We start from the raw sequence: 26,700 nt of genomic DNA, 5'->3' as shown, positions 1-26,700 counted from the left end.
GTCATTTTGCAAAAAATAGCCCAAAACGCCTAAAAAATTTGGAGCTTTGGGCGGTGTGCACGCTGTATATGCAGAGAGTGCTAAAAGCTGCGACGAAGTTCCAACGGTTACAGCCGACGAAGCAGAGGGCACACCCTTTGTAGCATCTAAGGTTTTAGGTGCTATTGGTTTTTTTGATCAAATAGAGGTTAAAAGTGATATCGTCCTTGACAGATTAGAGTGATTATATTACAATAATGTAAAATAATGTATATAAGGAGGGGCGATGTACGGATTTACGCAAGAGATAGAGGACGAACTGGAAAATATCCGATTTTTGATTAACGAACTGGAGACCCGTGGTTGTGAAGTGCCCGATGGTGCGCTCGTTTACAAAAAAATCAATGGACAATTCTATTATTATCGTCAGTATTACGATGGTAATATAAAGAAGTCTGAGTACCTGGGAAAATATAATGATGAGAAGGTTCTTAAGTTTAAATTCGCTAAATTCAATGCTCTGAGGCTGAAAGTGCTGAAGCAGGATCTGGCACTACTCATGAATCTGCGAGAAAAATATGTACGTTATGAGCCTGCGGAGATTCACAGGCGGCTGCCATCTTCCTATAAAGACCTGCCTGACGAGTGCTATGTGGATGATAAGTTTGAAAGGCTCTGTGACTGGGCAGCGGAAGATTATGAGTCCAGTTCCTTTCCTTTTGCAAGCACGGGATGCACGACTATCGATGGAACAAAGGTCAGATCAAAGGGGGAGTGCATCTGGTATGACACCCTCTACAGATATGCAGTTCCCTTCAGGTATGAAGAAACGTTGGAACTTAGAGATGAAACTGGGCGCAAGGTTGCCGTGCATCCGGATTTTTCAATCATGTGTTATAACGAGAGGGTAATCTACATAGAACATGCGGGGATGCTGCTGAAACCTTCCTATATGGAAGACTTTAAGTGGAAAATCACGACGTATCTACGCAACAATATCGTTATGGGAGATAACCTCTTTGTCACCAGCGATAATAAGGACAGCGGAATCAACTCACAGATGATCGACCTCTTTGTAAAAAATATGATCAAACCGCTGGTTTTTGGAAACAAAACGTAGTACAATGGTCTTAAATACAAGGAGGAAAGACATGGATTACAGAATCGCTTTGAAACAACTCATTGAAGAATATCGGGACGGTATTTTAGAAATTTATCAGGTGACATCGCCCACTGCCATGAAGGATGCAAAGAAACTGGGCCTTTTTAAGAAGAGAAAGTTCGGATCGTATATTGAGAGTTTCAGAAGCCATATGGAGACCGCAAAGGCACTGGATGTGGATGCCATAGAGATCCCAGAGACGGACGAAGAATCTGAGAACTTAGTAGAATTGTTGAGAAAAAGTATTGAATCCTTCTGCCTGTTCTGCGACTTGAGTATAGAGTTCTACGAAATAGCGGAGAAGAAACAGTACAAGGACGGAGGCGTTACAGTAGAGGAATATACCCAGGCTTTGAGCCAGATGCAGCGAGTCCTCATGCGGTCTTTCGAGGATTTGAACAACCTAGGACAGGGATACGACGCGTTCCAAGCCAGCTAAACGTGCAGCTAAACTGTACTCCTTCGCGGCAGATGCCGCTTCGCTGTCCCATTTTCCATTGCAGCTGAAGCTGCGGAAAATCGGCAAGCTGGGGAACGCCAGCAGTCAATTGCCGCCGGCCAAGGCCGGGCAATTGTTGCATAAGGTCTTCCCTGCAATTCGCTATGCGAATTGGGGCAAGAACCATTAACCATAAATTCTGTCTAGCAAATTGAAGCCCTAGCCCGGTTTGCACAAGCAAACCGCGGCAGGTCTCATGCACCGAATTCGCAAATCTATGATTTGCTGAATTCGACTGCCGCCCGAGGCTCTTTGGACAGAATGTCATACGACGAGTATCATACTGACGATCTTACCGATTAATACAGAAATTATCAAGCTTCCCAGCCAGATCAGACAGGCCTTGGGAAGTTTTTGTTGTTTCACCAGAAGAATGCTGGAGTTAAAACAGGGCACGGAGAAAGTCATCATCATCATCATGACGATGAGCTGAATCGCATCGAAGGTTCCTTTGCTGGCAAAGGACAACAGTGAAGCGGAGCCAAAGTCTCGTTTGAGGATGTTGAGCACGAAAAGGCTGGCGGCTTCTTTTGGCAGATGGAGAAAATGTTCCATAAAAGGACCAAAGGCCTCAGCGATGAAATCCAATATGCCATAATAGGCTGCAATGCTGATGATGATGCTGCCGCCGCAGAATGGCAATGCGGTGTCCGCTACGGAGAGAAAAGCTTCTTTGACAATGCGGAACAGGTTGAACGAAGACGCGTCACTAGAAATTTTCACCAGGCCCTGGTTTAAGGGATACACTTTGGAAATGAGAAAATAGATGACCGCCATGAATCCGAAACAGAAGAACAGATATAACAGGAAGACGCGCAGTGTGACCATAGCGGCAAAAGTGGCGATGATGGCCAGCTGTGAGGAACAAGGTACGACCAGGATCAAGAGCCAGATCATACGCGTTCTCATAGGCGGGTTTTTTATGTAATCCAAAGAGGCAAGGGCTACTGTCGTGCAGCCAAGACCGATAAAGCTATAAAAAAATTGATTGATCAGGGGGCTCGTTTTTTGCAAAAAAGGAATTTTCGGTAATATTTGTCCAGAAATTCCTAAGAATACCATAATAGGAAACAGCACCAGAAACAGATATCTGGGAGTCAGAGTTAGGAGACCGAAGTCACCGAATAAGATTGACTGCAAAAGAGTTGTAATATTGTTCATTTCTCCTTTTTAATCCTTTCAAAGAATGGTATACTATATGTGTATGTGTAAAAACAGATTTCATGAAAGAAAGAGGTACATCAGGTGGGAGCAATTGAAATCGTAATGATGATACTGTTAGGTTTGACACTGGTCATGCTCATCCTCGTCTACAGCAGGTTTTCTGCCATAAAGAGAGAAATCAAAGAGTCCAGAGTGGAGACCATTCAATATATCAATAATTCCTTTAAAAATTTTGGCGACATGGTTACGGGCAATCAAAAAGAAATCACTCAGATGCAGGACAGGAGGCTCTACGAACTCAACGAAAAGTTCAATCACATGGCTTTGGAAAATGAGCAGAAATTAGAGAACATCCGCTACACCATGTCTAAGAAAATCGGCGAGTTGACGGAGGATAACAACAGGCAGCTCGAACAGATGCGGCAGACAGTTGACGAAAAGCTGCAGAAGACTTTGGAAGACCGCATCGGACAATCATTCAAACTGGTCAGTGAAAGACTGGAACAGGTTTACAAAGGATTGGGCGAGATGCAGACCTTAGCCACAGGCGTGGGCGATTTGAAAAAAGTGCTCTCCAATGTGAAAACGAGGGGCATTTTGGGAGAAATCCAGCTGGGCGCCATCTTAGAGCAGATTCTTTCCCCTGATCAATACGAAGAAAATGTGACGACCAAAAGCACGGGGGCAGAGCGAGTGGAATATGCCATCAAGCTGCCAGGTGAGGACGATAGATTCATCTATCTGCCCATCGATGCGAAATTCCCGGCGGATGCCTATTCCAAACTTGCAGATGCCTACGATACTGGAGATACAGCGGCCATCGATGCGGCTGGAAAAAACTTGGAACGTGTCATAAAGTCAGAGGCAAAAGATATCAAAGAAAAATACATAGAACCGCCCGGCACCACGGATTTTGGCATCATGCTCCTGCCGTTTGAAGGGCTGTACGCCGAAGTGGTCAGGCGCGGACTTGTAGAGGTATTGCAGAGAGATTACAAAGTCAATATCGCAGGACCTACGACGATGGCAGCGCTGCTTAACAGTTTACAAATGGGCTTCAAAACCCTGGCGATACAAAAACATTCCAGCGAGGTCTGGGACATTCTGGGCGCAGTCAAAAACGAATTCGGCAAATTTGAAGATGTTTTGACGGCAGCACAGAAGAAAATCAATCAGGCAGGAGACGATTTGGACAAACTGGTGGGCACCAGATCGAGAATGATCAGAAGCAAGCTGCGTAAAGTTACCACACTTACAGATGAAGAATCAAACGCATTACTTGAATTAGAGGAGAAATAAACCTTGAGAATTTATGCAATAGGCGATTTGCATCTGTCCTTTGATGAGAGGATAGAAAAACCCATGGACATCTTTGGTCCCAGATGGGTCAATCACCACGAAAGAGTAAAAGAAAAATGGGAAAGTCTGGTCAGACCGGAAGACGTGGTCATCATACCTGGCGACGTATCCTGGGGTTTGCGGCAGGAAGAAGCTATTGCCGATCTGGACTGGATTCACAGGCTGCCAGGCAGAAAGGTGATTACCAAAGGCAACCATGACCTGTGGTGGACATCTGTGACGCGGCTGAACCGGCTGTATGACGATATGACATTTCTGCAGAATCACTGCTATCTGGCCGATGAGAACACCGCCATCTGCGGAACCAGGGGTTGGATCTGTCCTGGTATGGAGGGCTTTGACGAACACGACCAGAAGATTTTCAACCGAGAACTTCTGCGGCTTGAATTTTCCCTCAAAGAAGCGAAGAGCAGCGGTGCGGAGACGATTATTGCGGCGCTTCATTATCCGCCGACCAATGACAAAATGCAGGGGTCGGGTTTTACTGAAATGCTGACAGAATACGGCGTAAAAATCTGTGTATATGGACATTTACACGGTAAAGATGCTTTTAAAAATGGGATTAAAGGTGTTTTGAACCGCGTAGAATATAAATTGGTTTCCCTCGATTATCTCGAAGGACAGCCAGAGCTAATTGTAAAGGTGGGTGAATAAAATGAAAAGGGTAACATTAATCGTAATGGACAGTATGGGAGTTGGAGCGCTGCCTGATGCCGAGAAGTATGGCGATAAAGGCGCGGACACCTTTGGACACATTGTAATGAATAACGCAAAATTTGAGATTCCAAATCTGCGGGAGCTGGGGCTTGGCAATATTCCAGGCATCGCAGAAGGAACCCTGAAAATAGACGAACCGGTAGGGGATTTCGGCAAGATGAAGGAACGCTCCACCGGCAAAGATACCATTACTGGACATTGGGAAATCACGGGACTTGAGACGAAGACCCCTTTTAAGACCTATCCTGACGGTTTCCCGAAAGAATTCATGGAACAGTTTGAAGCGAAGATTGGCGTAGGCTGTCTGGGCAACTATCCGGCCTCTGGGACAGAAATCATCGAGGAATTGGGTCCAGAACACGAGAAGACAGGAAAACCCATTGTCTACACATCTGCGGACAGTGTCTTTCAGATTGCGGCTAATACCGATGTCATCCCTTTGGGAAGACTGTATGAAATCTGCGAAGCGGCAAGAAAACTGCTGGTAGGCGACTGGGCTTGCGGCAGAGTCATCGCCAGACCATATATCATAGAAAACGGCAAGAGGGTGAGAACCTCTGATCGAAAGGATTATGCGGTTTCACCCAGTGGAGAGACCCTTCTGGATAAAGTGAAGAAAACAGGCAAGACTGTCTATGCCATAGGCAAGATCAGCGATATTTTTAACGGACAGGGTGTGACACAGGCCGTACACACAGAAAATAATATGGACGGCGTAAGTAAGACCATAGAAGCCTTAAAACAGCCCTTTGAGGGATTTATTTTCACCAATCTGGTGGACTTTGATTCCAAATTCGGCCACAGAAGAGACCCGATCGGATACGGGCAGGCGATTATGGATTTCGACCGCAGACTGCCGGAAGTCATCATGGCTATGGAAGACGATGATTTGCTGATGATCTGTGCAGATCACGGCAACGACCCTGTTCACAGCGGATGGGATCACACCAGGGAATACGTGCCGATTTTGGTATGGGGAAAGAAGATCAAAGCTGGCATCGACTTAGGTGTGCGCAACTCTTTTGCAGATATCGGAGCCACCATTGCAGAGTATCTGGACGCAGAACCTACGCTCATCGGAGAGAGCTTTTTAAAGGAGATTTTTTGAAATGAATATGAATGATATCATTCTGAAGAAAAGAGATGGGGGGAAACTGTCACAGGCAGAGATTCAATACTTCATCAAGGGTTATGCAGAAGGGGAGATTCCTGACTATCAGGCCTCAGCGCTTCTGATGGCTATTTATTTTCAAAAGATGGATAAGGAAGAGACCTTTGAACTGACCAATGCCATGAGATATTCCGGCGATAACATCGACTTATCTGGCGTCAAAGGTATCAAAGTAGATAAGCACTCCACTGGCGGCGTAGGTGATAAGACGACGCTGATCGTAGCACCCCTTGCTGCCGCCTGTGGCGTTCCCATCGCAAAGATGAGCGGACGTGGTCTGGGATTTACGGGAGGAACTGTCGATAAACTGGAAGCGATTCCGGGATTTCAGACTTCTTTAGAGGCCAGTCAATTTCTCTCGCAGGTCAATGAAATCGGCATTTCTGTCATCGGGCAGACGGCCCATATCACTCCTGCAGACAAGAAACTCTATGCCCTGCGGGACGTAACAGGTACGGTCGAAAACCTGAGCCTGATTGCTTCCAGCATTATGAGCAAAAAGCTGGCGGCTGGCAGTGATGCCATCGTGCTGGACGTAAAGTGTGGTAATGGCGCTTTTATGGAGAATTTGGAAGACGCTACAGCTCTTGGCAGAATGATGTGCGAAATCGGTACTGCCGCCGGTAAGCGAACTGTAGCTGCCATTACGGATATGAGCCAGCCTCTGGGCAAAGCAGTGGGTAACAGCCTGGAAGTGTTGGAAGCCATCGAAACCCTCAAGGGCAGCGGCCCGGACGATATCACAGAATTGTCCCTGCGCCTTGCCGGGATCATGATATACCTGGGCGGCAGAGTAAAAACCCATGCAGAAGGTCAGATCATGGCACAGCAGGCGCTGGTCAGCGGCGCTGGCCTGGAGAAGCTGAAGAGCTTTATCGCCAGACAGGGCGGAGATATGGCCGTGACAGAGGATTACAGCCTGTTCCCTCACGCTTCAGTGAAAAAGGATATCCTTGCCCCTGAAAGCGGCTTCATCGAGTCAATCTGTGCGAAGTCCATCGGTTTGGCATCACAGCATACCGGTGCAGGCAGAGCGACCAAAGAAGATGTCGTTGACCTGGCAGCAGGCATCTACATACATAAAAAAGTGGGGGATCGTGTTTACAAGGGAGAGGCCCTGGCCACGATTTACGGGAATCATAAAAACAAAGTCACCAATGCGGAGAAGGAAGCGGCAAAAGCCTTCTCAATCAGCAGAGAAAAGCCGCGCAGACCAGAGCTGATCAAAGAGGTTCTAGGATTATGAGTGATACGAAATTAGGTGTGTGAATGAAATTGGACGAAGTGAAAGAAAAGGTACTAGTTGTAGACGATAACAAAATAAATCGGGCGATCCTGTCCAAGATACTTTCTTCAGAGTATGAAATCCTAGAGGCGGAAAATGGAAAAGCGGCCTTGGAGAAGATGAAGGAACAGCAGGATATTATGGCAGTCCTGCTGGATTTGCGTATGCCGGTTATGGACGGATACGAATTTTTACATGTGGTGCGGGCAGAAATGCATAACGATACGCTGCCCATTATCGCCATCACTGCCATGGAGGGAGACTCTTCCGAGATACAGGCTCTGAATTTGGGTGCAGACGATTATCTGGTCAAGCCGGTAGTACCATCAGTGGTTCGCAAAAGACTGGAAAATGCCATCAGACTACAAAAAGCATTAAAGCAGGCCAATCACGATATGATGACGAATCTCTTAAACCGCAGCGCTTTTATTGACAAAGTAGAGAAGATGCTCTTTGAAGCTGAAAAAGATGTAAAATGTGCATTCTTTGTCATCGACTTGGACAACTTCAAGAAAGCCAATGATACCCTTGGACATACCTATGGCGATCACGTCTTAATCGATTTTAGTCGTAAGCTCATCGAGATGGGTAACAGAAAACTGATTGCCGGCAGACTGGGCGGGGATGAATTCACCCTGTTCTTATATGACTATAAAGATGAAGAAGAGGTGAGCCGCACGGCGGAAAACTGTCTTGCAGCCATGGCGTCTCTTCACACATCGAAATTAAATGCTGCCCCTACCTGCTCAGTAGGGATTTCCTTGTTTCCCCAGGACGGCCACGATGTGAACAAACTATACTATATGGCTGATCAGGCCCTGTATGAATCCAAAGGTCTGGGAAAAAACCGCTATACCTTTTATGGATCAGGGAAGACAGTGGAAGAAAAATTCTCCCGGGAGAGCAGGGAATGGATTTTGGACGAGATGGATTCTTACATCTATATCTGCGACGCTGAGACCCACGAAGTTTATTATGCCAATGCGAAGGCTTTGAACTTACTTGCGGGAGCAAAGCGGGGGGAGCCAAAGTGTTTCTGTTACTTATTGGGATTGAGCGATAAAGGGTTCTTTTTCTGCAGTGAGATGAAGCTGCAGGCAAAGACCTCCACCGGTAAAATTGTCGGCAGCAAGAAATTAGGCAGAGACATGTTTTACCGTGGGAAATTGATCAATTGGGATGGACGCCTGGCCAGAATGGCTATCGTAAGCGAAATAAAGGATGACTAGCGGTCATCCTTTTCTTTTTGGGCAGATAATTCCTCCATGTAGCCTGCGGTGATGACACCGGCAGGCAGAGCGATGATGGCGATACCGACGATAGCTGATAAGATGGTGATGACTCTGCCCAGCGTGGTAACAGGGTAGATATCTCCATAGCCGACGGTAGACAGGGAAATGACTGCCCAGTAGACTGCCTCAAAAAAGTTATGAAAAGTCTCAGGCTCCACATTGAAGATAATCAGGGCGCAGATAAACACGTAGGACATGGCCAGCCCGAAGACGAAGATCAGTGCATCTTTTTGGTTGCGAAATACGTTGAGCAGGATTGTCACATTTTTAGAATAGCGGAACAGCTTGACCACTCGAAAAACCTGCATGGTGCGGAAGAGGCGAAAAAGCCTGAAGATTTTCAGGCCGTTGTGCATGACAATGATCAGAGACGGCAGGATGGAAACCAGGTCTACAATCGCCATGGGTGTAAAAGGGTAGAGAAAGAAAGCCTTCTTTCCCTTTTCTTTCAACAAAAAATCTGCTACGAGAAATCGCAGCACGTAGTCGATGATGAAGATACCGGCACAGACTTTGTCAGTATAGTAGAGGAACGGGGTGATGTGACTGCTTTTGACTAGAAGTGGCATCAAGCTGGCAAAAATCGTAAATACCATGCATATATCGTAACCTCGCGCATATACTGTAGCATTGTCCCCCACACTGACCAAATCATAAATTTTCACTCTCAAATTTTTCATATCTCACGCTCCGATTTGATTCTAACATAATTATTTAATATTGAAAAGCTTTCTATTCACCCTCATGGGAATACAATTTTGGTACAATTATACAAAACCATATTGACAAACAAACCGTAAACAATTATACTTGTATACAAGAGATTGTAGCACGTTATTGCGCTAAAGAACAGTAGTGGAATTGGGAGGTAATATTTATGCTGGAAATATCTAAGAAGTCAAACCTGTTGGAACAGGGTACATATAAGTACAGTCTGCAGGATATAAAAGAACCGAATCTTTACAGAGATATGTACAACTACGACGAAGTACCGAAAGTCGTATTTAACCAAAGACGTGTACCGATGAATATGCCGGAAGATATTTGGATTACGGATACTTCGTTCAGAGATGGCCAGCAGTCTATGGCGCCTTACACTGTGAAGCAGATTGTAGATTTATATCAGCTGCTGTCAAAATTAGGCGGCCCTTATGGACTGATCAGACAGTCCGAATTTTTTATTTACACCAAAAAAGACAGAGAGGCTGTAGAAAAGTGCATGGAGCTGGGACTGCGGTTCCCTGAGATCACCACTTGGATCAGGGCGAAGAAGGAAGATTTCAAGTTGGTCAAAGAGCTGGGCATCAAAGAGACAGGCGTACTGGTATCCTGCAGCGATTACCATATCTTCAAGAAGATGCAGATGACGAGAAGACAGGCGGTGGACTATTACCTGGAGACCATCAAGGACGCTTTTGATGCAGGGGTCGTACCGAGGTGCCATCTGGAGGATATTACGAGAGCGGATTTCTACGGTTTTGTCGTGCCTTTCGTCAACGAGATCATGGAATTGTCAAAAGAGGCTGGCATTCCGATCAAAATCAGAGCCTGTGATACCATGGGCTACGGTGTGCCATATACGGAGGCCGCTCTGCCGCGAAGCGTTTCTGGCATCATCTACGGTTTACAGCAGTATTCCAACGTGCCGAGCGAAATGCTGGAATGGCACGGTCACAACGATTTCTACAAGGCAGTAGCCAACGCTTCCACGGCATGGCTGTACGGAGCCAGCGCTGTGAACTGCTCTCTGCTGGGAATCGGAGAGCGAACTGGCAATGTGCCTCTGGAGGCCATGGTCTTTGAATATGCTTCACTACGAGGTTCCATGGACGGTATGGATCCGACGGTCATTACAGAGATCGCCAGGTATTTCAGGGATGAGATGGGCTACGATATCCCATTGCAGACGCCGTTTGTTGGTGAGAACTTCAACGTCACAAGGGCGGGCATTCACGCTGACGGTTTGATGAAAGACGAGGAAATCTATAACATTTTTAATACGAAAAAACTTCTGAACAGGACGCCAGGCGTGGCAGTGAGCAAGACCAGCGGACTGGCCGGTATCGCTTATTGGCTCAACGAACATTACGGACTCACAGAAGAGAGGAAAGTGACGAAGGACAGCCCTTTGGTCATACAGTTGAAGGAATGGGTAGACGAGATGTACGCCGACGACCGTACTACCAGCTTGTCTAATAAAGAGCTTGAGGATAAAATCAAGGAGTTAACCAAGAGTGAGGAGTAAAGGAGAATAGAGATGATAGAATACAAGTCAGTATCCCTGGCAAACCAGGTTTACGATACATTAGAATACAACATTTTGAGCGGAAAATATGCTTATGGGGAAATCATCAGCGAGACGAGACTTTCTGAGGAATTGGGCGTCAGCCGCACACCGATCAGAGAAGCCATGTCCAGATTGTCTCACGAAAAACTGATCAAGGATTCACCTAACGGCACTGTCGTCGTGGGCGTCACAGAAAAAGACGTGCGCGATTTATTTGAGGTGAAGCGGAGAATCGAGGTCATTGCCACGAGAAGAGCTGCAGAGAATATCAGCGAAGAAGGGCTGCAGCAGCTGAAAGAGAACATCGACCAGCAGGAGTTCTTTGCCCAGAAAGACGATGCCGTAAAGGTGAGGGACCTGGATACGGAATTCCACGACATCATCTATAGAGAATGTGGAAGCATCATCTTAGAAGGCATCCTCTCGCCGATTCATCACAAGATGATGAAATACAGACGGGTGTCACTGGAGAGGGCACACAGAATCATGGATTCCGTAGCGGAACACAGAGCCATTTACGACGCCATCGCTGCAAAGGACGGCGATAAAGTAGACACATTGGTACTGGTACATATCGACCACGCATACAACAATATCATGGAGGGAAACAATCAATATGGGACTGACAATAGCACAAAAGATAATTAAAGAACACTTGATCAGCGGGGAGATGACCGTGGGCAGTGAAATCGCTCTGCGCATCGATCAGACGCTGACCCAGGATGCCACAGGCACTATGGCTTATCTGGAATTTGAAACCATGGGTATTCCGAGAGTGAGAACAGAACTCTCTGTCGCATACATAGATCACAACACACTGCAGTCTGGATTTGAAAATGCCGATGACCATCGGTTCATCCAGTCTATGGCGAAAAAATACGGACTATATTTCTCAAGGCCGGGCAATGGCATCTGTCACCAAGTGCATCTGGAGCGTTTTGGTAAGCCGGGAAAGACTTTGATCGGCTCTGACAGCCATACGCCGACAGGCGGCGGTATCGGCATGCTGGCCATGGGCGCTGGTGGTCTTGACGTGGCGGTTGCCATGGGCGGCGGCGCTTACTACATCACTATGCCGAAGATGTACAAGGTCAACCTGACAGGTAAGCTGCGTGATTTCGTGACGGCAAAGGATGTCAGCCTGGAGATTCTGAGGATTCTCTCTGTCAAAGGCGGCGTGGGCGCCATCATCGAATGGGGCGGTCCAGGACTGGATTCCTTGTCGGTACCTGAAAGAGCGACGATTACAAACATGGGAACGGAGCTGGGTGCAACCACTTCCATCTTCCCGTCAGACGAAGTGACCAAAGCCTTCCTGGAAGCAGAAGGAAGAGGTGAGGACTATAGAGAGTTAAAAAGTGATGACGATGCGGTTTACGACAAGGTCATCGACATCGATTTATCTTCTCTGAAACCGATGATCGCATGTCCCCACAGTCCGGACAATGTAGTTACCGTAGAATCCCTGAAAGGAACTAAAGTGGACCAGGTCTGCATCGGTTCCTGTACCAACTCTTCTCTGCATGACATGCTGAAAGTAGCGGCATTGCTGAAAGGAAAGACGATCAGACCGGAGGTCAGCCTGTCTATTTCACCGGGATCAAAACAGGTTCTTTCCATGCTAGCTGACTGTGGTGCTCTGTCGGATATTCTGGCCAGCGGCGCAAGAGTTTTAGAATGCGCGTGTGGTCCTTGCATCGGCATGGGATTCTCACCGAATTCTGGCGGTGTGTCCTTACGTACCTTCAACAGAAACTTTGAAGGCAGAAGCGGTACTGCAGATGGCCAGGTTTATCTGGTGTCTCCAGAGACTGCCGTTGCAGCTGCACTGACTGGCGAAATTACAGATCCGATGCTCTTAGGAGCTATGCCGGCGGTCAGTATGCCGGAAGCATTCAAGATAGACGACAGCGCCTTGATTCCACCGGCTTCTCCGGAAGAGGCTGAGGAACTGCCGGTTCTGCGCGGACCGAATATCAAAGCCTTCCCGGACAGCAAGCCGCAGGAGGACATTTTAGAAGCACCGTTGGTGCTGAAGGTAGGGGATAACATCACTACTGACCATATCATGCCGGCAGGCTCCAAAATTCTGCCGTATAGATCCAATATTCCACACTTGTCACAGTTCTGCTTTGCCGTCTGTGACGAGACATTCCCAGAGAGAGCTAAGGCTGCTGGAACCAGCATCATCGTAGGCGGCAACAACTACGGACAAGGTTCGTCAAGAGAGCACGCAGCTTTGGTACCTCTGTATTTGGGTGTAAGAGCGGTAATCACCAAGAGTTTTGCGCGGATTCACGTTGCCAATTTGATCAACGCCGGCATTATGCCGCTGACCTTTAAGAATCCTGACGATTATGAGAAGGTAAGTCAAGGCGACGAGTTAAAACTGACTGACATTTATGCTGGCATGGACAGCGGCGAGATGACTTTGACCGATGTGACTACAGGAGAAAGCTTTATATTGGTGTGCAGTTTTACAGACAGACAGAAGGAAATCTTGAAGGCGGGAAGCCTTTTGAAATACGTAGCAAAAGAGGGAAAATAAGATGACGAACAAGGATTACATAGAAAAAGCCTGCGAGCAGTTCAAGTCTTTGATGGAAGAACAGCTGGCTCGTCAGGAGCGAATGGAAGCAGGCAGTGCGCCAAAGGACTTTGCGGCCATGGATCAAATCACCATCGGCGTCTGCGGCGGCGACGGCATCGGACCGATTATCATGGAACAGGCAGAACGCCTGCTGCGCAAAGTTATGGCAGAAGAAATCGCTGCCGGCCGCATTATACTGAAGCAAATCGAAGGACTTACCATCGAAAACAGAACAGCGCTGGGCAAGGCGGTACCGGACGACGTCCTGGCAGCTATCAAGGAATGCGACGTTCTGCTCAAAGGACCGACGACCACGCCAAAAGGCGGCACCCTGGAGAGTGCCAACGTGACCCTTCGCCGGGAACTGGATCTCTATGCCAACGTGAGACCGGTACAGGTACCGGAAGAAGGAATCGACTGGATCTTCTATAGAGAAAATACAGAAGGCGAATATGTTCTCGGCAGCAGAGGTGTTGAAATACCTGGTAAACTTTCCATGGATTTCAAGGTGACAACAGAGTCTGGAACTCGCAGGATTGCAAAGGCCGCCTTTGATTATGCTGCTGCTAACGGTAAGGACAAGGTAGCCATTGTAACCAAAGCGAATATCATGAAAAAGACGGATGGTAATTTCACTCGCATCTGCCATGAGGTGGCGGCTGATTATCCGAATATCAAGGCTGACGACTGGTATATCGACATCATGACGGCAAATCTAGTCAACAAGGACATCCGAAACCAGTTCCAGGTATTTGTACTGCCAAACCTGTACGGCGATATCATCACTGACGAGGCGGCGGAAATCCAGGGCGGCGTAGGAACTGCCGGCAGCGCCAATATGGGCGACCAATACGCCATGTTCGAAGCCATCCACGGCAGTGCGCCCCGCATGATCGAAGAGGGGCTGGGCGATTATGCCAACCCGTCCAGCATTTTTAAGGCGGCGGAGATGATGATTCGTCATATCGGTTTCACGGCACAAGCTGACAAGCTGGCAGCTGTGCTGGAAGAGTGCAGCGAAAAGGAAAAGAAGGTTGTCGTAACCGGTTTTGCTGACGGCGCTACCTGCAAAGAATTTGCCGATTATGTAATTGAGAAGTTATAAAAAGAGATAGAATGGAATTGAAAAAGCGCACAGCGGGAGAACCGTTGTGCGCTTTCTTGGTGTTGCTTACGCGCATCTGACGACGCCACGGTGTTTTTATGTTTTTGTTGGTGAATTGGTTGATTTGACATAATAGATTTCTTTCGAATACCTACGAGTCTGTTCATAAAAGTTGAATTTAGAGGATTTTGTTATTCTTTTGTACGGATTACCGTTTGTAGTGTAGGCTGAGCATGCAAAAAAATAACCCACTGTTCAATATGCCTTTATTATTGTAAGTCTAAGCGGCTTCATAGCTCTGAGGCAGTGCTTCTGCGTAGCTGATTTTATGTCAAATAATTTAAAATCCCTGCAAAAACATAAAAACACCGTGACACATTGCGAGCTGTCATAGGGTTTGACGGAGATACTATTAAAGTGTATAATATAACTACATATAAAGTTTATCACAGTAGTAGATTTTAAGAGGTAAATGATGAAATTATATTTTAAACAGAGATTCTTTTCCTGGCTGGACAGTTATGATATCTTTGACAAGAATGGAGATACAGTTTTTACGGTAGAGGGACAGTTGTCGTGGGGGCACAAGCTGGTCATTTATGACGCGAGCAGTCAGGAAGTCGGAATGGTGAAAGAGATTGTTCTCACTTTTCTGCCTAAGTTCGAGCTGTATACCAAAGGACAGCTTGCAGGTACGTTGTGCAAGGAACTGAGCTTTTTTAAGCCTCGATACGATATCGATTTTAACCGCTGGCATGTAGAAGGCGATTTCTTTGAATGGGACTATCAGATTGAGGATGAGCAGGGAAATCCGGTTGCCTCCATATCAAAGGACCTGTGGCACATGACAGATCATTATGTCATTGAGGTAAATCAGGCAGAGAATGCCTTAGATGCCCTGATGGTAGTGCTTGCCATCGATGCAGAGAAGTGCTCCAGACAGTGAGGAAAAATAATGGCGAGAAGAATTCTGGCACTGATAAAAAAGACCTCCGCTTAACTGGAAAATCATAATCGGCGTTAGAACAGAAGACAATTCTCTTCTCTTCCCATATCACCAGTGGCATTGACAAAATTGGAGATCGGGTGATGTAACATGGTGGACGGGAAGCTGGCACTCGATAAGCGGATCGAAGAAATCCGGGAGGATTTTGTCAAAATCAGACCCAACGCAGATGCCACTCTGGCTGAAGTTCACGAAAACGGCGGCATCATGGTGGAGTATGGCATTGTCTTCTACGGTTTGAACATGGATGAGGATTTCTGCGAGCGTATCGAAAAAGATATCATCGATGTAACCGTAGAGGATGTGTTGTTCTATTACAACAGGGGAGCGGGCGCATATGAATAAATTACAGAAGGCACTGATAAAAAAGGATCTGTTGTTCAGCCGCAAGCTGGCGCCGGTATCTCTGATCTGTGCAGCGGCGATATCAATTTACGGAGGTGCCTTTGCCCGCGGCGTGTTTGCAAGTCCTCTGGTGACGCTTTCCACAGCGTCTGTCATTGCAGTCCTCGCCTATCTCTCTGTCATCTGCTATCTTGAGGATAATCTCGAGACAGAAGGCTTTCTCGATGCGCTGCCTGTGGCGAAGCGCTCCAGGATCCTTGCCCGCTATGCTGTTATGCTGCTTCTGGTTATTGCGGCACATGCAATTGCGGCGGCAGCCTTTGTCATCGCTAGCGGCGGGCTGGCATTTGGCGATGTGATGTGGGCTTTATCCATCACATTGGCACTTTACAGCATATTTTTATACGTGTTTTTTCAGCCGGGGTTGCAGACTGCACAATACGTGCCTGTAACCGTTCTTCTTGCAGGAGCCGTTGCTGTGAAGACAGGGATTTTTGGCGATTTTGCACTGCCTGCCGGATACGGGTACGCGGCATTACCTGCAGCGGTAATCGTTTTTGTCGTCTCTGCTAAATGTAGTGCAAAAGTGTAGTGCTTCAATGCGTTACCGCGCGGATGTGGAAAACTTGTTCTTTTTGCGCACTCTGCAAACTTTGCAAAAATATGTGGATAACTCACCTATTGACAAATCAAGGTAACTGTGTAAGCATTGGAATCACGGACATATAGCGATTTTAGTTATCCACAGCAAGATGTGAAAAGAATTGTATACAATATCGTGGAAGCTGTGAATAAACTCTGGAAGCCCCGAAAAACAGAGGAATTCTCCATGTGGAAAATATAGCCGCTTTTTCATCCGGCTTAAATAGAATTCAAATACTGCGTCGGGCTGCTGCGATATTGATTCGGCGTGCAGCCCTTGATTTTTTTGAAGCAGGATGTATAGTAACTCTGTGTGGAAAATCCGCAGCGCTGTGCTACCTCGGCAATCGTAAGTTCGGTATTGGACAGAAGATCCAGGCTTTTTTTGATACGGTATTGGCCGATAAACGAAAAGAGGGACGTGCCGATGATTTTTTTGAAGTACCGGCTGCATTCTTCTGGTGAGAGGAAAATCTGAGCAGCGATAGAACGAAGGGTGATTTTTTCTGCGTAATGTCCTTCAATATAGGTGACGATCTTTTTGATTCGGTCATTTCCAAGAGCGCTGACGGGACTGCCCGCATTCTGCGCTCTTTTTAGTATGGACGGCCACAACCTCAGTATTTCACTTTGAATGAAGAGCTCGCGGCCCAGAAGTCCTTCCTGGTTAAATAGTGTGAAAATCCTCTTAAGAGAAGAGAGCACCGCGATTCCTTCTGGCGTATCGCCCGAAAAAATGAAGACGGGAGAACTCGTGTTTCGGAAAAAGGGTTCCACCATCTGCTTGTAGACAATACTTTCTGCGTCAGGACAGATCAGGTCGGGATGCGTATCTACACAGTAATAGGCAGCATCGGGCGATATAGGTTCTGCGGTATGGGCTAGGCGGCAGTTGATAAAAATTCCGCTGTCCTTGGGCAGAGTGTAGCTTTGATCTACCACTTGAAAGCGCACAGTTCCTCTGTATACCCAGCAAAATTGGAAATCTTCATGCCAGTGCCAGATGACAGACTTATATGGCTTTGCGGAAAAATCGGTCTGGTAGACGGATACCGGAAATCCCGGGGTTATGCGCTGCATGATTTCACGCTGATCCTCTGCCAGCTGTAGCTGATTTACAATCATAAACTCCTCCAAATCTCAATATAATGATAAAATGAACCACTTTTTTGATATACGTCTTATGTTAGCATCTATATAATGATAATGTCAAGATGATAAACATTTAGGAGGTATGTCGATGAAAGAGAAAGAACGTAAAAAAATAGGAACTTTATGCTGTGTTGTCGGAGCCATATGCTGGGGATTTTCAGGAACTTGCAGTGAGGCTTTGTTTCGCAGCTATGAGATAGATACGTCCTGGGTGACAGCAATCCGCATGAGCGTCACGGGGATTTTGCTTCTCGGGTGGACGGCTGTGCGTAAAAAAGGCACTTTGACGGCTATGGTGAAAGACAAGAAAACGGGTATACAGCTGCTGCTCTTTGCATTGGCGGGATTGCTGCTCTGTCAGTACACCTATCTTGCAGCAATCAAGTCGAGCAATTCGGGAACGGCGACAGTGCTGCAGAATCTGTCTATTGTATTGATTGCGATTTTTATCTGCGTTACTACGCGGTCTCTGCCAAAAAAGAAACAGACGATTTCTATCCTGCTGGCATTGATCGGCGTATGGCTGATTGCCACAAAGGGCAGTTTTACGAGTTTGAAACTCAGTGGACCAGGCCTTTTCTGGGGAATTGGAGCTGCTACTGGAGCCGCCAGTTATTCTCTGCTCTCACGCAATCCGGTGTCAAAATGGGGCAGCCTGCCGGTGACTGGCTTCGGCATGCTCATTGGCGGACTGGTGTTCTTTATCATCACAAGATCGTGGTATCTTCCAGCCGGCTTGGACACCTATGCTTACCTCCTGCTGGCAATCATCGTTCTCATCGGAACCTTGGGCGCGTTCACTTTGTTTGTCCAGGGAGTCAGCATGGTCGGACCGGTGACGGCTGCTTTGCTTGCCTGCTTGGAACCCCTGACCGCCGCTTTGCTGTCTGCGGTCTGGCTTGGCTCCGTCTTTACGGCGGCTGAATTGATCGGATTTACCTGCATTTTGTCAACGGTATTCCTGCTGAGTAAGGAGGTTTGATCTGTAGGGGGTGATTGTGCGAAGCTGTTTTGAAAATACCTGAAATTGCCTATGTACATTGATTGCTCTGTTAACCCCTATTGCCATAAAAAAACGTAAAAGCACCTAAAAAATTTGTGGGCTGAAAAGGGAATATTGCGGTCGCGGCGGCTGTAACCGTTGAAACTTCGTCAAATCTCTTACCGAGGTTATTGCAATGGCACCTCAAAAGTCGCAATTTTTAGGTGTTTTTAGCCCTTTTAATAAAATGACGGGTAAAACAGCATCAGGGGCGGTTCGTCACAGACGACGATGATGATAAAAGCGATTTGAATATATTCCATTTTTTTACAAATACCTGCTATTTTCGTTGACATCATAAATAAAAATGCTTATAATAAAAGAAACTAAAGAGAGAATTTTTCTTCGCAGATGAGACGAGTGACGGTTCCGACTCGTCGGTAAAATAAAAATTGACCGAGCGAAGATGATTCAGCAAGAGGACATGGACTGTCCTCTTGTTTCTTTATATAGGCAATTTCCCCATAGATTTTTAAGGACTTTATGATGGAACAAGACTTTGATTTTCAGATTTTATGCCTCAGTAGTACATTTTATAGAGCGTATCCTAATCCACCATACATAGAGATATTAAAAAAAGAAACGAGGCCGTATAAGTGCCTATTATTAGAAACTCACTATGACTATTATATCTGCATTCCTTTTCGAACAAATATCCGGCATAACTATTGTTTTTTGACCAGAAGTTCTGAAAGAACAGAGGAAGGCAACACGAGACTTGATTATACAAAGATGGTTGTTATACAGAAATCGGAATTCTTAGACAGCGAAACAGCAGTCATCGGTCATGATGAGTACGTAAAAGTAATAAAGAACCTTGATAGAATCAAAAGAGATTCGCTGCAATATCTGGAGCAGTATTGCAATCATCATAGAGGGATTTCTGTTTTGAGTTCCAGAGAATATAGAAAGTACAGATATTCTCCCCTTAAATACTTTCACAAAGAACTGGGAATTTAGGAAGGCATCGTACATTCCTGTCATATTTACCCCTCTCGTTAATATATTACTTATGAATGAGAGGGGTGTTTTTGTGAGAAAGAATATAAAAAAACTGATTTGCTTAGCCTGTATTTTATCTTTATGTGGAATTATGGGAGTGAAATACTTTTCAAACCCTCAGGAACCTGTGACTTTGGAAACGGTTTCTGCCAGCCTTGAGGATCAGGGGGCACCGTCAGAGGAACAGAAAAATGCGAATTTAAAACTAAATGTTAAGGCCGCGGTTTTGATTGATGCGGATACCGGGAAGGTTTTGTTCCAGCAGGACGCACACAAAGAATTGCCGCCGGCATCGGTAACAAAGGTCATGACCATGCTGCTGGCTCTGGAAGCGGTGGAGGATGGCAAAGTGAAGCTGTCTGACAAAGTGACTGTTTCCGAGCGGGCTGCATCCATGGGCGGCAGCCAGATGTACATGGAAATCGGTGAGGTACATACGTTAGAGGAAATGCTGGAGGGCATTGCCATCGTTTCCGCTAACGATGCATGTGTCGCTGTATCAGAATACATTGCAGGCAGTGAAGAGGTCTTTGTGGAGAAGATGAACCAGAGGGCGAAAGAACTGGGAATGAGAGACACTCATTTTGTCAATACCAACGGTTTACCTGTAGCAGAACACTATACCAGTGCATATGATATAGGGTTGATGTCGCGTCTCCTTCTGAAGCACCAGCACACGCAGAAGTGGTTCAACACGTGGCAGACCACCATCAAAGTGGGGCTGCCTGGCAAGGAGAAGGACTTCGGCCTCACCAATACGAATAAACTGATCAAGCAGTATCCAGGCGCAAACGGCATCAAAACCGGATTCACCCAGGATGCGGGTTTCTGCTTGTCAGCGTCGGCAACAAAGGAAGACACGACTTTGATTGCTGTCGTATTGGGCGCGCAGACATCAAAGATACGTTTTGAAGAAGTATCGAAACTTCTCAATTATGGCTTTGCAAATTATTCATCGGTAACCCTGGCTGATAAAGGACAGAAAATAAAAAAGGTCACACTAGATAAAGGCGAACCATATACCATCAACGCAGTTGCTAAGGAGAAAGCCACCGCTTTTGTAAAGAAGGGCGAAGAAAAAACGGCGAAGTTCAAGGCCTCCATTGATAAAAATATCAAGCTGCCTCTTAAAAAAGGCGCGAAGGTCGGAACGCTCAATGTGTACTGCGGCAAGGAAAAGGTCGGTTCCTGCGAGCTGGTCTCTGACAGAAAGGTAGAAAAGGTTTCCTTTGTGACCTATTACATACGAAAGATAAAAAATCTGTTCTAACAGTTAGGGGGAAGAAGCGTGGATAAAGAGTTTATCATGTCTTTTTCATCGTTTTACAAGGCGGCGTATGCCAGAGACGTACTGGAGGAAAATGGGTATCACTCCACTTTACGCAAGCTGCCGCCACAGGTCGCCCATTCCTGCAGCACCGGACTATATCTGAGAATCGACTCCATAGAAAGGGTGCGGAGTGTTCTTGATGAAAGACAAATTGTTGCAAAGGGCGTCTATCACATTTCAAAGAATGAAAAAGGCGTAAAAACGTATAACAGAGTGTAAAATAAGAGCGGCTCACAGAGCAGGGCTGGGGCGAAATGAACTCTCAATCAGAGTCTTTAGCAACAACTTGGCGGCAGAGCCGCTCTTTTTTTGCCTGTACTTAGATATCATTGCAGTTTCTTCCCCGATATGATATTAGGAATAATTATGATGGATTATCAAAAGATGTTGGTATATAATAGATATATGAGTGAAAGGACGGTGTTTGATGGTGAGGGATCGAAAAATCATAACGGATGATCAAGTCGTAAAAAGAGCAAATGCTGCCATAAGATTGGAGTTAGAGAAGAGAAAAGCTAGAAATCAGCCAATTGCTGTTTTTGATAGAGAAACACAGAAGGTATGCATGCAGGCAAGTGATGGAACCATCATAGAATCAAAAGATCGACTGCGGAGAGGACGGTATAGTGAAAGAAAAAGAAACCGCACCTGAGGTTGTAGTGTTTGCTGGACCTAATGGATCAGGTATCTAGCAGAGCAACAGCGCTTGCGACACTTAGAAAAGATGGAAGAATTCTGTTTTGAAACTGTGTTATCCACGGATCGGAATTTAAAGCTGCTCCAACAAGCTAAGGGAAAAGGCTACTTTATTCGATGCTATTATATTCTGACTGCAGACCCTTTAATCAATGTTTACCGTGTGAAATCGAGAGTGGCAGCAGGCGGACATGATGTGCCAGAGGAGAAAATCATTTCCAGATATGATAAGGCGTTGGATTTAGTGAAGAATCTTTTACAAGTATGCGATATCTGTATGGAGTTGAAAGAACTAAATTAATATAAAAAGAGGCAAATGAACCAATGCCATTAAGTTAATGACATTGAATAAACCGCCTCTTTTTTTGTTGGACATCTTGACTTGGAGTGTACTCCAGGTAGTATAGTAATAGAAAAGACAAATAAAAGGAGCAACAGATGGCGATTATATTCTACTTATTAGCAGCGGGGTTTGTGGTACCGGCGGGAATCTATTTTTACTTCTTTTTTCGTCGGCTGCTTACGCTGTTTGGAATTGAAAAGAAGACGAAGAAGAGCAGGGCTTTGGCAGTGCTGCTGGCTGCAGCTGTGGCAGCCTTGGGTATAAGGATGATGGATTTCAGTTTCATGATTATGCTGCACCTCCTTCTGGCGTGTTTTTTCATGGAGCTTGCTAATTTCTTACTGAAAAGAATTCCGCAGGAGAAATTCCAGAGGGTTTGGTCATTTCTTTACAAAAGCGGCATCATCAGTGTCGTCGTGGCCGTGGTAGTTTTGACCTATGGCTATTTTAACATGCACAATGTACAGCGCACGGAATATACGGTAGAGGCGGCAAAGGCGGTCGGCAGCGATCTGAAGGTGGTACAGATATCGGACCTGCATACGGGAACATCTCTGGATAAAAAGGAGATGGAAGAATGTTTTAAACAGATTCAGGCAGAGGAAGCCGACCTTTTGGTTTTGACTGGGGATATCTTTGACGAAACCACCACCCTAGGGCAGATGAAAGAAACCGTGGATATGTTGTCAAAGATTGAAACAACCTACGGATCTTATTACATATTCGGCAATCACGACGTCAATCAGTATACGGCCAGCCCGGCTTATACATCTGAACAGCTGAAAGAGGCACTGGCAGGAGCTGGTATCAAGGTTTTGGAAGACGAGGTTATAGAATTGGCCGATGGATACACCTTGATTGGCAGGCAGGATGCGTCCGTCAAAAATCGCGCGTCCATTGCATCTCTGACATCACAGGTGCCAGAGAAAAATTTCCTACTGCTGCTGGATCATCAGCCGGTGGACCTTGCGGAGAATGCAGAGGCAGGAATTGATTTGCAACTGTCCGGACACACCCATGCGGGCCAGATTTGGCCTATGGGTTTTCTGAGCAAACTGGTCGGCGTTAACGAAGAGTACTATGGAATACATGACATTAAAAATTTCAGAGTCATCGTCAGCTCAGGCATGGCAGGCTGGGGATACCCAATCAGGACAGAGGGGCCTTCAGAGTACGTTGTCATAAATATTGTGCAGCCTGCTTGAGCACTGCAAAACATGAGAGTCTGATCGCAGACGAAGTCGGTTCAGCTGCAACAGAAGTTTTACTATATAGAGTCTTTTTCAAAAAATGAGTATAAAAAAATCCCAGTGTATCCCATAAATAGACGTTAGAAGAGTCATTGCTGGTTAATACCAACAGTAAAAGCTCTCCAGTGCCAATGATTTTTACATTAACTTCCAAATAATTATACTCAAATTGTGAAAATAACGTCATATAGTAAAAATTGTCTCTGCAGGTCAACTTGGGCAGCTTTTATGCTTTTGCCGCGGTCCGCCTGAGGAAAATCCTTGCCTACCGCTAGTCCTGTGTGTTAAAATATGGTATTATGAAAGAGAAAAATAGAAAAGTATTATTTGTATTAGCGATTATGTTTATCGGGTTCAATCTGAGGGCTGCTTTAACAGGTGTCGGGCCTCTGGTGAGCATGATTCAAAGTGACCTGCACTTATCTTCCGGTGCTACAGGTTTTATTACGACCATACCACTGCTGGCCTTTGCGGCGATGTCGCTTTTGGTGAGCAAAATCTCTGCAAAGCTGGGAGAGGGAAAGACCATCCTGCTTTCTTTTTTCATTATGGCAGCAGGACTTCTGGTTCGCTCCTATCTTGGAACTGCAGGGTTGTTTTTGGGGACTGTTTTAGCCGGCGTGGGCATCGCCTTTGGCAATGTGCTTCTGCCCGTCATCATCAAAGGAAAATTCCCAGAGAAAGCGGCTGCTCTGACCAGTGTCTATACGGCATCCATGGGTCTCTTTGCCAGCATTTCAGCGGCAATCAGCGCACCTCTGGCGCTGCATGTAGGATGGAGAAACTCCATGGCAGTGTGGGTTATTTTGGTTGTAATCGGGCTTCTGTTCTGGCTTCCTTTTGTTTCGATGAAGATGAAGCAGGAACATGGCGATGCGGTGAAGGGACTGTTTAAAAATTCCATAGCCATCTGGTTGTCCCTCTTCATGGGGCTTCAGTCTCTGCTCTTCTACTGCTTCGTGGCCTGGCTGCCAACGATCCTGGCTGTCAAAGGTTTTGATGCAGAGACAGCAGGTTATCTGTTCAGCATCTATCAGATTTTAGGAATACCGGCATCCTTTATCACGCCGCTGCTGGCAGGGCGTAAGAATGACCAGAGATGGGTCGTATGTCTGATTGCAGCTGCTTACGTGCCGGGACTCCTGATGATTACGGCTTTCCAAATCAAAGCGGTCATCAGTATCGGTGTGGCCATCTGTGGTTTCTGTTCTGGCTGCTGCCTGAGCATTGCCATGCTGATGATCAATACCAGAGCCAGCAATGCCGCCGTTTCCGGTCAGCTTTCCGGCATGAGCCAGGCGGCTGGTTATATCCTCGCTGCTGTTGGACCTTCTGCTATGGGAGTTGTCTTCGATCTGACACAGAATTGGACCATCACTCTGACCATTTTGATCGTCATCATGGTGCCACTGTTTACGGCAGGCTGGAACGCAGCCAAAGATCGAAAAGTATAAAAGCGTATTAAGAAAAAATAGAATAATAAAAACCAGCTATTGAGAAATGAAGTATCTCGTTTTCAATAGCTGGTTTTTATATTGCTGGGTTTGATGCATATTTTTGTCTTCTCAGAGAAAAAGCCTTGACTTGGAGTGCACTCTAAGTAGTAAAGTGTTTATAGAACAGAAAAGGAGGAAAGAGAATGGCTACAGATCAATTTGCAGAGCAATGTCATCGGCAGATGTTCCCTGAAGGCAGTGGGACTATAAGAGAAACAGATCCAGAGTTTGCTGAACTCTTTGCGCATTTCGCCTTTCATCAAGCAGCGGATCAGGATGACTTGAATGACCACAGCCGCATGCTCGCTATTTTAGCGGCACTTCTTGGATGTCAGGGTCTGGACGTATTTAAAAATATGACAGGTGCAGCTCTGAACCTTGGCGTAACGCCTGTGGAAATCAAGGAAATTGTCTACCAGGCGACGGCATATCTGGGTATAGGCAGGGTATATCCGTTTTTAAAGGTGCTCAACGGAATCCTGGCAGAAAGAGGAATTCGAATGCCTCTGAAAAGTCAGAAAACGGTATCAAGAGAAGAACGGCTGACAAGAGGAAATGAAAAGCAAGTGGAAATCTTCGGCGAAGGGATGAGAGACTTTTGGAACCAAGCGCCGCAAGAGACTAGACACATCAATGCGTGGCTGGCAGAAAATTGCTTTGGAGATTATTACACCAGATCCGGTTTGGATAACGAACAGCGGGAACTGATTACATTTTGTTTTCTGGCGGCACAGGGGGCTTGCGAATCGCAGTTGACCGGCCACGCAGCAGGTAACATGAGAATCGGTAATGACAGGCAATTTCTGATCAAAGTTATATCACAATGTATCCCTTATATCGGTTATCCGCGGGCACTGAATGCGTTGCAATGTATTGATACAGCGGCAAAAACTATAGGGATAGACAAGGAGGAGCGATGAACACAAAAGTATATTTTACAAAAGAAATAACAGCGGAAAAGGTACTAGACCTTTATAAGATAGTAGGAAAAGAACTGAACGGTAAGACTGCCATTAAGGTTCATTCCGGGGAAGCGGGCAATCAGAACTTTTTGAAACCGGAGTTTTGGAAGCCTGTCATTGATCATGTAGGCGGAACTGTAGTTGAATGCAACACAGCTTACGATGGAGAGCGGGATACTACCGAAAAACATTTGCAGCTGATGGAAAACCATGGTTGGAGTAAATCTTTCGAGGTCGATGTTTTGGATGGAGAAGGGCCTGATCTGGAACTTGCTATTCCAAGTGGAAAAGTCATCCAGAAGAATTATGTCGGCAAAAATTTGGCCGCTTATGATTCCATGCTGGTACTGTCACACTTTAAAGGACATCCCATGGGAGGATATGGAGGCGCTATCAAGCAGTTGTCCATCGGTGTCGCATCGTCTTACGGCAAAGCATATATACACGGTGCGGGTAAGCCCGATGAAATGTGGACGGCTGATCACGACCGATTTTTAGAATCTATGGCAGATGCGGCAAAATCTGTTACAGACTATTTTGAAGGGCACATCATCTATATCAACGTGATGAAGAATATGTCCGTAGACTGCGATTGTTGTGCAGTGGCAGAAGATCCGTGTATGCAAGATATCGGTATTCTGGCATCTACAGATCCTATCGCCATTGATCAGGCTTGCTTAGACTTAGTATACGCAGCAGAAGATCCGGGCAGAGATCACCTTTTGGAACGAATTGAATCCCGCAACGGTGTTCATACCATCGAGGCCGCATCCGCGCTGGGTTATGGAACAAGGGAATATGAATTGATTACAGCAGAGTGAAGA

The 26,700-nt window shown here is 46.1% G+C and carries 28 protein-coding genes; 25 read left to right on the top strand and 3 right to left on the bottom strand.

Features of this window, described 5'->3' with window-relative positions; translation table 11 throughout:
- Positions 1-55 precede the first annotated feature (55 nt).
- From ACMQ5W_RS13155 to ACMQ5W_RS13145, 3 genes are read left to right on the top strand one after another with little or no spacing between them, the layout of a single operon-like run.
- Entirely contained in the window at positions 56-223 is a 168-nt protein-coding gene (locus ACMQ5W_RS13155) for a hypothetical protein (RefSeq protein WP_419025560.1), read from the top strand.
- 42 nt (positions 224-265) lie between these two features.
- Complete coding sequence (locus ACMQ5W_RS13150; RefSeq protein ID WP_419025559.1) at positions 266-1,099, top strand: hypothetical protein; 834 nt, start codon at positions 266-268, stop codon at positions 1,097-1,099.
- 31 nt (positions 1,100-1,130) lie between these two features.
- Positions 1,131-1,580, top strand: a complete 450-nt coding sequence (locus ACMQ5W_RS13145) for a hypothetical protein (RefSeq protein ID WP_419025558.1) — start codon at positions 1,131-1,133, stop codon at positions 1,578-1,580.
- Between the two features lie 324 nt (positions 1,581-1,904).
- Here ACMQ5W_RS13145 and ACMQ5W_RS13140 read toward each other — a convergent pair whose 3' ends face one another.
- Positions 1,905-2,801 carry a nucleoside recognition domain-containing protein gene (locus ACMQ5W_RS13140; protein ID WP_419025557.1) on the bottom strand — a complete coding sequence of 299 codons (897 nt, stop codon included), beginning with the start codon at positions 2,799-2,801 and terminating at the stop codon, positions 1,905-1,907.
- A gap of 84 nt (positions 2,802-2,885) precedes the next feature.
- Between ACMQ5W_RS13140 and ACMQ5W_RS13135 the strand changes: the two genes are divergently transcribed.
- From ACMQ5W_RS13135 to ACMQ5W_RS13115, 5 genes are read left to right on the top strand one after another with little or no spacing between them, the layout of a single operon-like run.
- Complete coding sequence (locus tag ACMQ5W_RS13135) at positions 2,886-4,103, top strand: DNA recombination protein RmuC (protein ID WP_419025556.1); 1,218 nt, start codon at positions 2,886-2,888, stop codon at positions 4,101-4,103.
- Between the two features lie 3 nt (positions 4,104-4,106).
- Positions 4,107-4,817 (top strand): metallophosphoesterase, encoded by a 711-nt coding sequence (locus ACMQ5W_RS13130; RefSeq protein ID WP_148492503.1) that lies wholly within the window; start codon positions 4,107-4,109, stop codon positions 4,815-4,817.
- A gap of 1 nt (position 4,818) precedes the next feature.
- Positions 4,819-5,988, top strand: coding sequence for a phosphopentomutase (locus tag ACMQ5W_RS13125; RefSeq protein WP_419025555.1), 1,170 nt, complete (start codon positions 4,819-4,821; stop codon positions 5,986-5,988).
- A 1-nt stretch (position 5,989) separates the two neighbouring features.
- On the top strand, positions 5,990-7,297 hold the full coding sequence (locus ACMQ5W_RS13120; protein WP_419025554.1) for a pyrimidine-nucleoside phosphorylase: 1,308 nt from the start codon (positions 5,990-5,992) through the stop codon (positions 7,295-7,297).
- A gap of 23 nt (positions 7,298-7,320) precedes the next feature.
- The gene (locus ACMQ5W_RS13115; RefSeq protein WP_419025553.1) at positions 7,321-8,565 is read left to right on the top strand and encodes a diguanylate cyclase domain-containing protein; all 1,245 of its coding nucleotides are present in this window, start codon (positions 7,321-7,323) and stop codon (positions 8,563-8,565) included.
- Here the strand turns inward: ACMQ5W_RS13115 and ACMQ5W_RS13110 are convergent.
- A complete protein-coding gene (locus tag ACMQ5W_RS13110) occupies positions 8,562-9,308 on the bottom strand; it encodes an ion transporter (protein ID WP_419025552.1) in 747 nt (248 codons plus the stop codon). The two genes, ACMQ5W_RS13115 and ACMQ5W_RS13110, sit on opposite strands and share 4 nt — an antisense overlap.
- A 197-nt stretch (positions 9,309-9,505) precedes the next feature.
- On the opposite strand from ACMQ5W_RS13110, the gene ACMQ5W_RS13105 reads away from it, so the two are divergent.
- The 7 genes from ACMQ5W_RS13105 to ACMQ5W_RS13075 all read left to right on the top strand — a co-directional run bounded on the left by ACMQ5W_RS13105 (position 9,506) and on the right by ACMQ5W_RS13075 (position 16,553).
- Positions 9,506-10,873, top strand: coding sequence for a 2-isopropylmalate synthase (locus ACMQ5W_RS13105; protein WP_419025551.1), 1,368 nt, complete (start codon positions 9,506-9,508; stop codon positions 10,871-10,873).
- Positions 10,874-10,885: 12 nt separating this feature from the next.
- On the top strand, positions 10,886-11,563 hold the full coding sequence (locus ACMQ5W_RS13100; protein ID WP_419025550.1) for a GntR family transcriptional regulator: 678 nt from the start codon (positions 10,886-10,888) through the stop codon (positions 11,561-11,563).
- A complete protein-coding gene (locus ACMQ5W_RS13095) occupies positions 11,532-13,463 on the top strand; it encodes an aconitate hydratase (protein ID WP_419025549.1) in 1,932 nt (643 codons plus the stop codon). Before ACMQ5W_RS13100 ends, ACMQ5W_RS13095 begins: the two co-directional genes overlap by 32 nt.
- A gap of 1 nt (position 13,464) precedes the next feature.
- Positions 13,465-14,610, top strand: a complete 1,146-nt coding sequence (locus ACMQ5W_RS13090; RefSeq protein WP_419025548.1) for an isocitrate/isopropylmalate family dehydrogenase — start codon at positions 13,465-13,467, stop codon at positions 14,608-14,610.
- A 475-nt stretch (positions 14,611-15,085) separates the two neighbouring features.
- The gene (locus ACMQ5W_RS13085; RefSeq protein ID WP_419025547.1) at positions 15,086-15,556 is read left to right on the top strand and encodes an LURP-one-related/scramblase family protein; all 471 of its coding nucleotides are present in this window, start codon (positions 15,086-15,088) and stop codon (positions 15,554-15,556) included.
- Between the two features lie 150 nt (positions 15,557-15,706).
- On the top strand, positions 15,707-15,961 hold the full coding sequence (locus ACMQ5W_RS13080) for a hypothetical protein (protein WP_419025546.1): 255 nt from the start codon (positions 15,707-15,709) through the stop codon (positions 15,959-15,961).
- Positions 15,954-16,553: an ABC-2 transporter permease gene (locus ACMQ5W_RS13075; RefSeq protein WP_419025545.1), complete on the top strand. Its 600-nt coding sequence runs from the start codon at positions 15,954-15,956 to the stop codon at positions 16,551-16,553. The genes ACMQ5W_RS13080 and ACMQ5W_RS13075 overlap by 8 nt, the downstream gene beginning before the upstream one ends.
- A gap of 269 nt (positions 16,554-16,822) precedes the next feature.
- Here the strand turns inward: ACMQ5W_RS13075 and ACMQ5W_RS13070 are convergent, their stop codons facing one another.
- Complete coding sequence (locus ACMQ5W_RS13070) at positions 16,823-17,728, bottom strand: AraC family transcriptional regulator (RefSeq protein ID WP_419025544.1); 906 nt, start codon at positions 17,726-17,728, stop codon at positions 16,823-16,825.
- Between the two features lie 115 nt (positions 17,729-17,843).
- Here ACMQ5W_RS13070 and ACMQ5W_RS13065 point away from each other — a divergent pair, with 115 nt between their 5' ends.
- The 10 genes from ACMQ5W_RS13065 to ACMQ5W_RS13020 all read left to right on the top strand — a co-directional run bounded on the left by ACMQ5W_RS13065 (position 17,844) and on the right by ACMQ5W_RS13020 (position 26,697).
- A complete protein-coding gene (locus ACMQ5W_RS13065) occupies positions 17,844-18,737 on the top strand; it encodes a DMT family transporter (RefSeq protein ID WP_419025543.1) in 894 nt (297 codons plus the stop codon).
- Between the two features lie 543 nt (positions 18,738-19,280).
- Positions 19,281-19,757, top strand: coding sequence for a type III toxin-antitoxin system TenpIN family toxin (tenpIN, locus tag ACMQ5W_RS13060; RefSeq protein WP_419025542.1), 477 nt, complete (start codon positions 19,281-19,283; stop codon positions 19,755-19,757).
- 73 nt (positions 19,758-19,830) lie between these two features.
- Positions 19,831-21,069, top strand: a complete 1,239-nt coding sequence (locus ACMQ5W_RS13055; RefSeq protein ID WP_419025541.1) for a D-alanyl-D-alanine carboxypeptidase family protein — start codon at positions 19,831-19,833, stop codon at positions 21,067-21,069.
- 18 nt (positions 21,070-21,087) lie between these two features.
- Complete coding sequence (locus ACMQ5W_RS13050) at positions 21,088-21,348, top strand: DUF3343 domain-containing protein (RefSeq protein WP_118333457.1); 261 nt, start codon at positions 21,088-21,090, stop codon at positions 21,346-21,348.
- A gap of 208 nt (positions 21,349-21,556) precedes the next feature.
- Positions 21,557-21,781, top strand: a complete 225-nt coding sequence (locus tag ACMQ5W_RS13045; RefSeq protein ID WP_419025540.1) for a hypothetical protein — start codon at positions 21,557-21,559, stop codon at positions 21,779-21,781.
- A 54-nt stretch (positions 21,782-21,835) separates the two neighbouring features.
- Positions 21,836-22,126 carry a hypothetical protein gene (locus ACMQ5W_RS13040; protein ID WP_419025539.1) on the top strand — a complete coding sequence of 97 codons (291 nt, stop codon included), beginning with the start codon at positions 21,836-21,838 and terminating at the stop codon, positions 22,124-22,126.
- 137 nt (positions 22,127-22,263) lie between these two features.
- Positions 22,264-23,373: a metallophosphoesterase gene (locus ACMQ5W_RS13035; RefSeq protein ID WP_419025538.1), complete on the top strand. Its 1,110-nt coding sequence runs from the start codon at positions 22,264-22,266 to the stop codon at positions 23,371-23,373.
- Positions 23,374-23,717: 344 nt separating this feature from the next.
- Entirely contained in the window at positions 23,718-24,872 is a 1,155-nt protein-coding gene (locus ACMQ5W_RS13030; RefSeq protein ID WP_419025537.1) for a CynX/NimT family MFS transporter, read from the top strand.
- A 185-nt stretch (positions 24,873-25,057) separates the two neighbouring features.
- Complete coding sequence (locus ACMQ5W_RS13025; RefSeq protein ID WP_419025536.1) at positions 25,058-25,834, top strand: carboxymuconolactone decarboxylase family protein; 777 nt, start codon at positions 25,058-25,060, stop codon at positions 25,832-25,834.
- Positions 25,831-26,697 (top strand): DUF362 domain-containing protein, encoded by an 867-nt coding sequence (locus ACMQ5W_RS13020; RefSeq protein ID WP_419025535.1) that lies wholly within the window; start codon positions 25,831-25,833, stop codon positions 26,695-26,697. The genes ACMQ5W_RS13025 and ACMQ5W_RS13020 overlap by 4 nt, the downstream gene beginning before the upstream one ends.
- Positions 26,698-26,700: the final 3 nt, after the last annotated feature.

It is taken from the genome of Emergencia sp. (assembly GCF_048465375.1).
Taxonomy (GTDB): domain Bacteria; phylum Bacillota; class Clostridia; order Peptostreptococcales; family Anaerovoracaceae; genus Senimuribacter.
Note: the sequence above shows the minus strand (reverse complement) of the source record. Positions and strands in the feature narration are given on the sequence as shown.

What these genes read in the sequence shown, in the direction of transcription:
- ACMQ5W_RS13150 (WP_419025559.1), top strand. Translation starts at nt 266, where the DNA reads ATGTACGGATTTACGCAAGAGATAGAGGACGAACTGGAAAATATCCGA.
- ACMQ5W_RS13145 (WP_419025558.1), top strand. Translation starts at nt 1,131, where the DNA reads ATGGATTACAGAATCGCTTTGAAACAACTCATTGAAGAATATCGGGAC.
- ACMQ5W_RS13140 (WP_419025557.1), bottom strand. Translation starts at nt 2,801, where the DNA reads ATGAACAATATTACAACTCTTTTGCAGTCAATCTTATTCGGTGACTTC.
- ACMQ5W_RS13125 (WP_419025555.1), top strand. Translation starts at nt 4,819, where the DNA reads ATGAAAAGGGTAACATTAATCGTAATGGACAGTATGGGAGTTGGAGCG.
- ACMQ5W_RS13120 (WP_419025554.1), top strand. Translation starts at nt 5,990, where the DNA reads ATGAATATGAATGATATCATTCTGAAGAAAAGAGATGGGGGGAAACTG.
- ACMQ5W_RS13115 (WP_419025553.1), top strand. Translation starts at nt 7,321, where the DNA reads ATGAAATTGGACGAAGTGAAAGAAAAGGTACTAGTTGTAGACGATAAC.
- ACMQ5W_RS13110 (WP_419025552.1), bottom strand. Translation starts at nt 9,308, where the DNA reads ATGAAAAATTTGAGAGTGAAAATTTATGATTTGGTCAGTGTGGGGGAC.
- ACMQ5W_RS13105 (WP_419025551.1), top strand. Translation starts at nt 9,506, where the DNA reads ATGCTGGAAATATCTAAGAAGTCAAACCTGTTGGAACAGGGTACATAT.
- ACMQ5W_RS13100 (WP_419025550.1), top strand. Translation starts at nt 10,886, where the DNA reads ATGATAGAATACAAGTCAGTATCCCTGGCAAACCAGGTTTACGATACA.
- ACMQ5W_RS13095 (WP_419025549.1), top strand. Translation starts at nt 11,532, where the DNA reads ATGGGACTGACAATAGCACAAAAGATAATTAAAGAACACTTGATCAGC.
- ACMQ5W_RS13090 (WP_419025548.1), top strand. Translation starts at nt 13,465, where the DNA reads ATGACGAACAAGGATTACATAGAAAAAGCCTGCGAGCAGTTCAAGTCT.
- ACMQ5W_RS13085 (WP_419025547.1), top strand. Translation starts at nt 15,086, where the DNA reads ATGAAATTATATTTTAAACAGAGATTCTTTTCCTGGCTGGACAGTTAT.
- ACMQ5W_RS13080 (WP_419025546.1), top strand. Translation starts at nt 15,707, where the DNA reads ATGGTGGACGGGAAGCTGGCACTCGATAAGCGGATCGAAGAAATCCGG.
- ACMQ5W_RS13075 (WP_419025545.1), top strand. Translation starts at nt 15,954, where the DNA reads ATGAATAAATTACAGAAGGCACTGATAAAAAAGGATCTGTTGTTCAGC.
- ACMQ5W_RS13070 (WP_419025544.1), bottom strand. Translation starts at nt 17,728, where the DNA reads ATGATTGTAAATCAGCTACAGCTGGCAGAGGATCAGCGTGAAATCATG.
- ACMQ5W_RS13065 (WP_419025543.1), top strand. Translation starts at nt 17,844, where the DNA reads ATGAAAGAGAAAGAACGTAAAAAAATAGGAACTTTATGCTGTGTTGTC.
- tenpIN (WP_419025542.1), top strand. Translation starts at nt 19,281, where the DNA reads ATGATGGAACAAGACTTTGATTTTCAGATTTTATGCCTCAGTAGTACA.
- ACMQ5W_RS13045 (WP_419025540.1), top strand. Translation starts at nt 21,557, where the DNA reads ATGGTGAGGGATCGAAAAATCATAACGGATGATCAAGTCGTAAAAAGA.
- ACMQ5W_RS13035 (WP_419025538.1), top strand. Translation starts at nt 22,264, where the DNA reads ATGGCGATTATATTCTACTTATTAGCAGCGGGGTTTGTGGTACCGGCG.
- ACMQ5W_RS13030 (WP_419025537.1), top strand. Translation starts at nt 23,718, where the DNA reads ATGAAAGAGAAAAATAGAAAAGTATTATTTGTATTAGCGATTATGTTT.
- ACMQ5W_RS13025 (WP_419025536.1), top strand. Translation starts at nt 25,058, where the DNA reads ATGGCTACAGATCAATTTGCAGAGCAATGTCATCGGCAGATGTTCCCT.
- ACMQ5W_RS13020 (WP_419025535.1), top strand. Translation starts at nt 25,831, where the DNA reads ATGAACACAAAAGTATATTTTACAAAAGAAATAACAGCGGAAAAGGTA.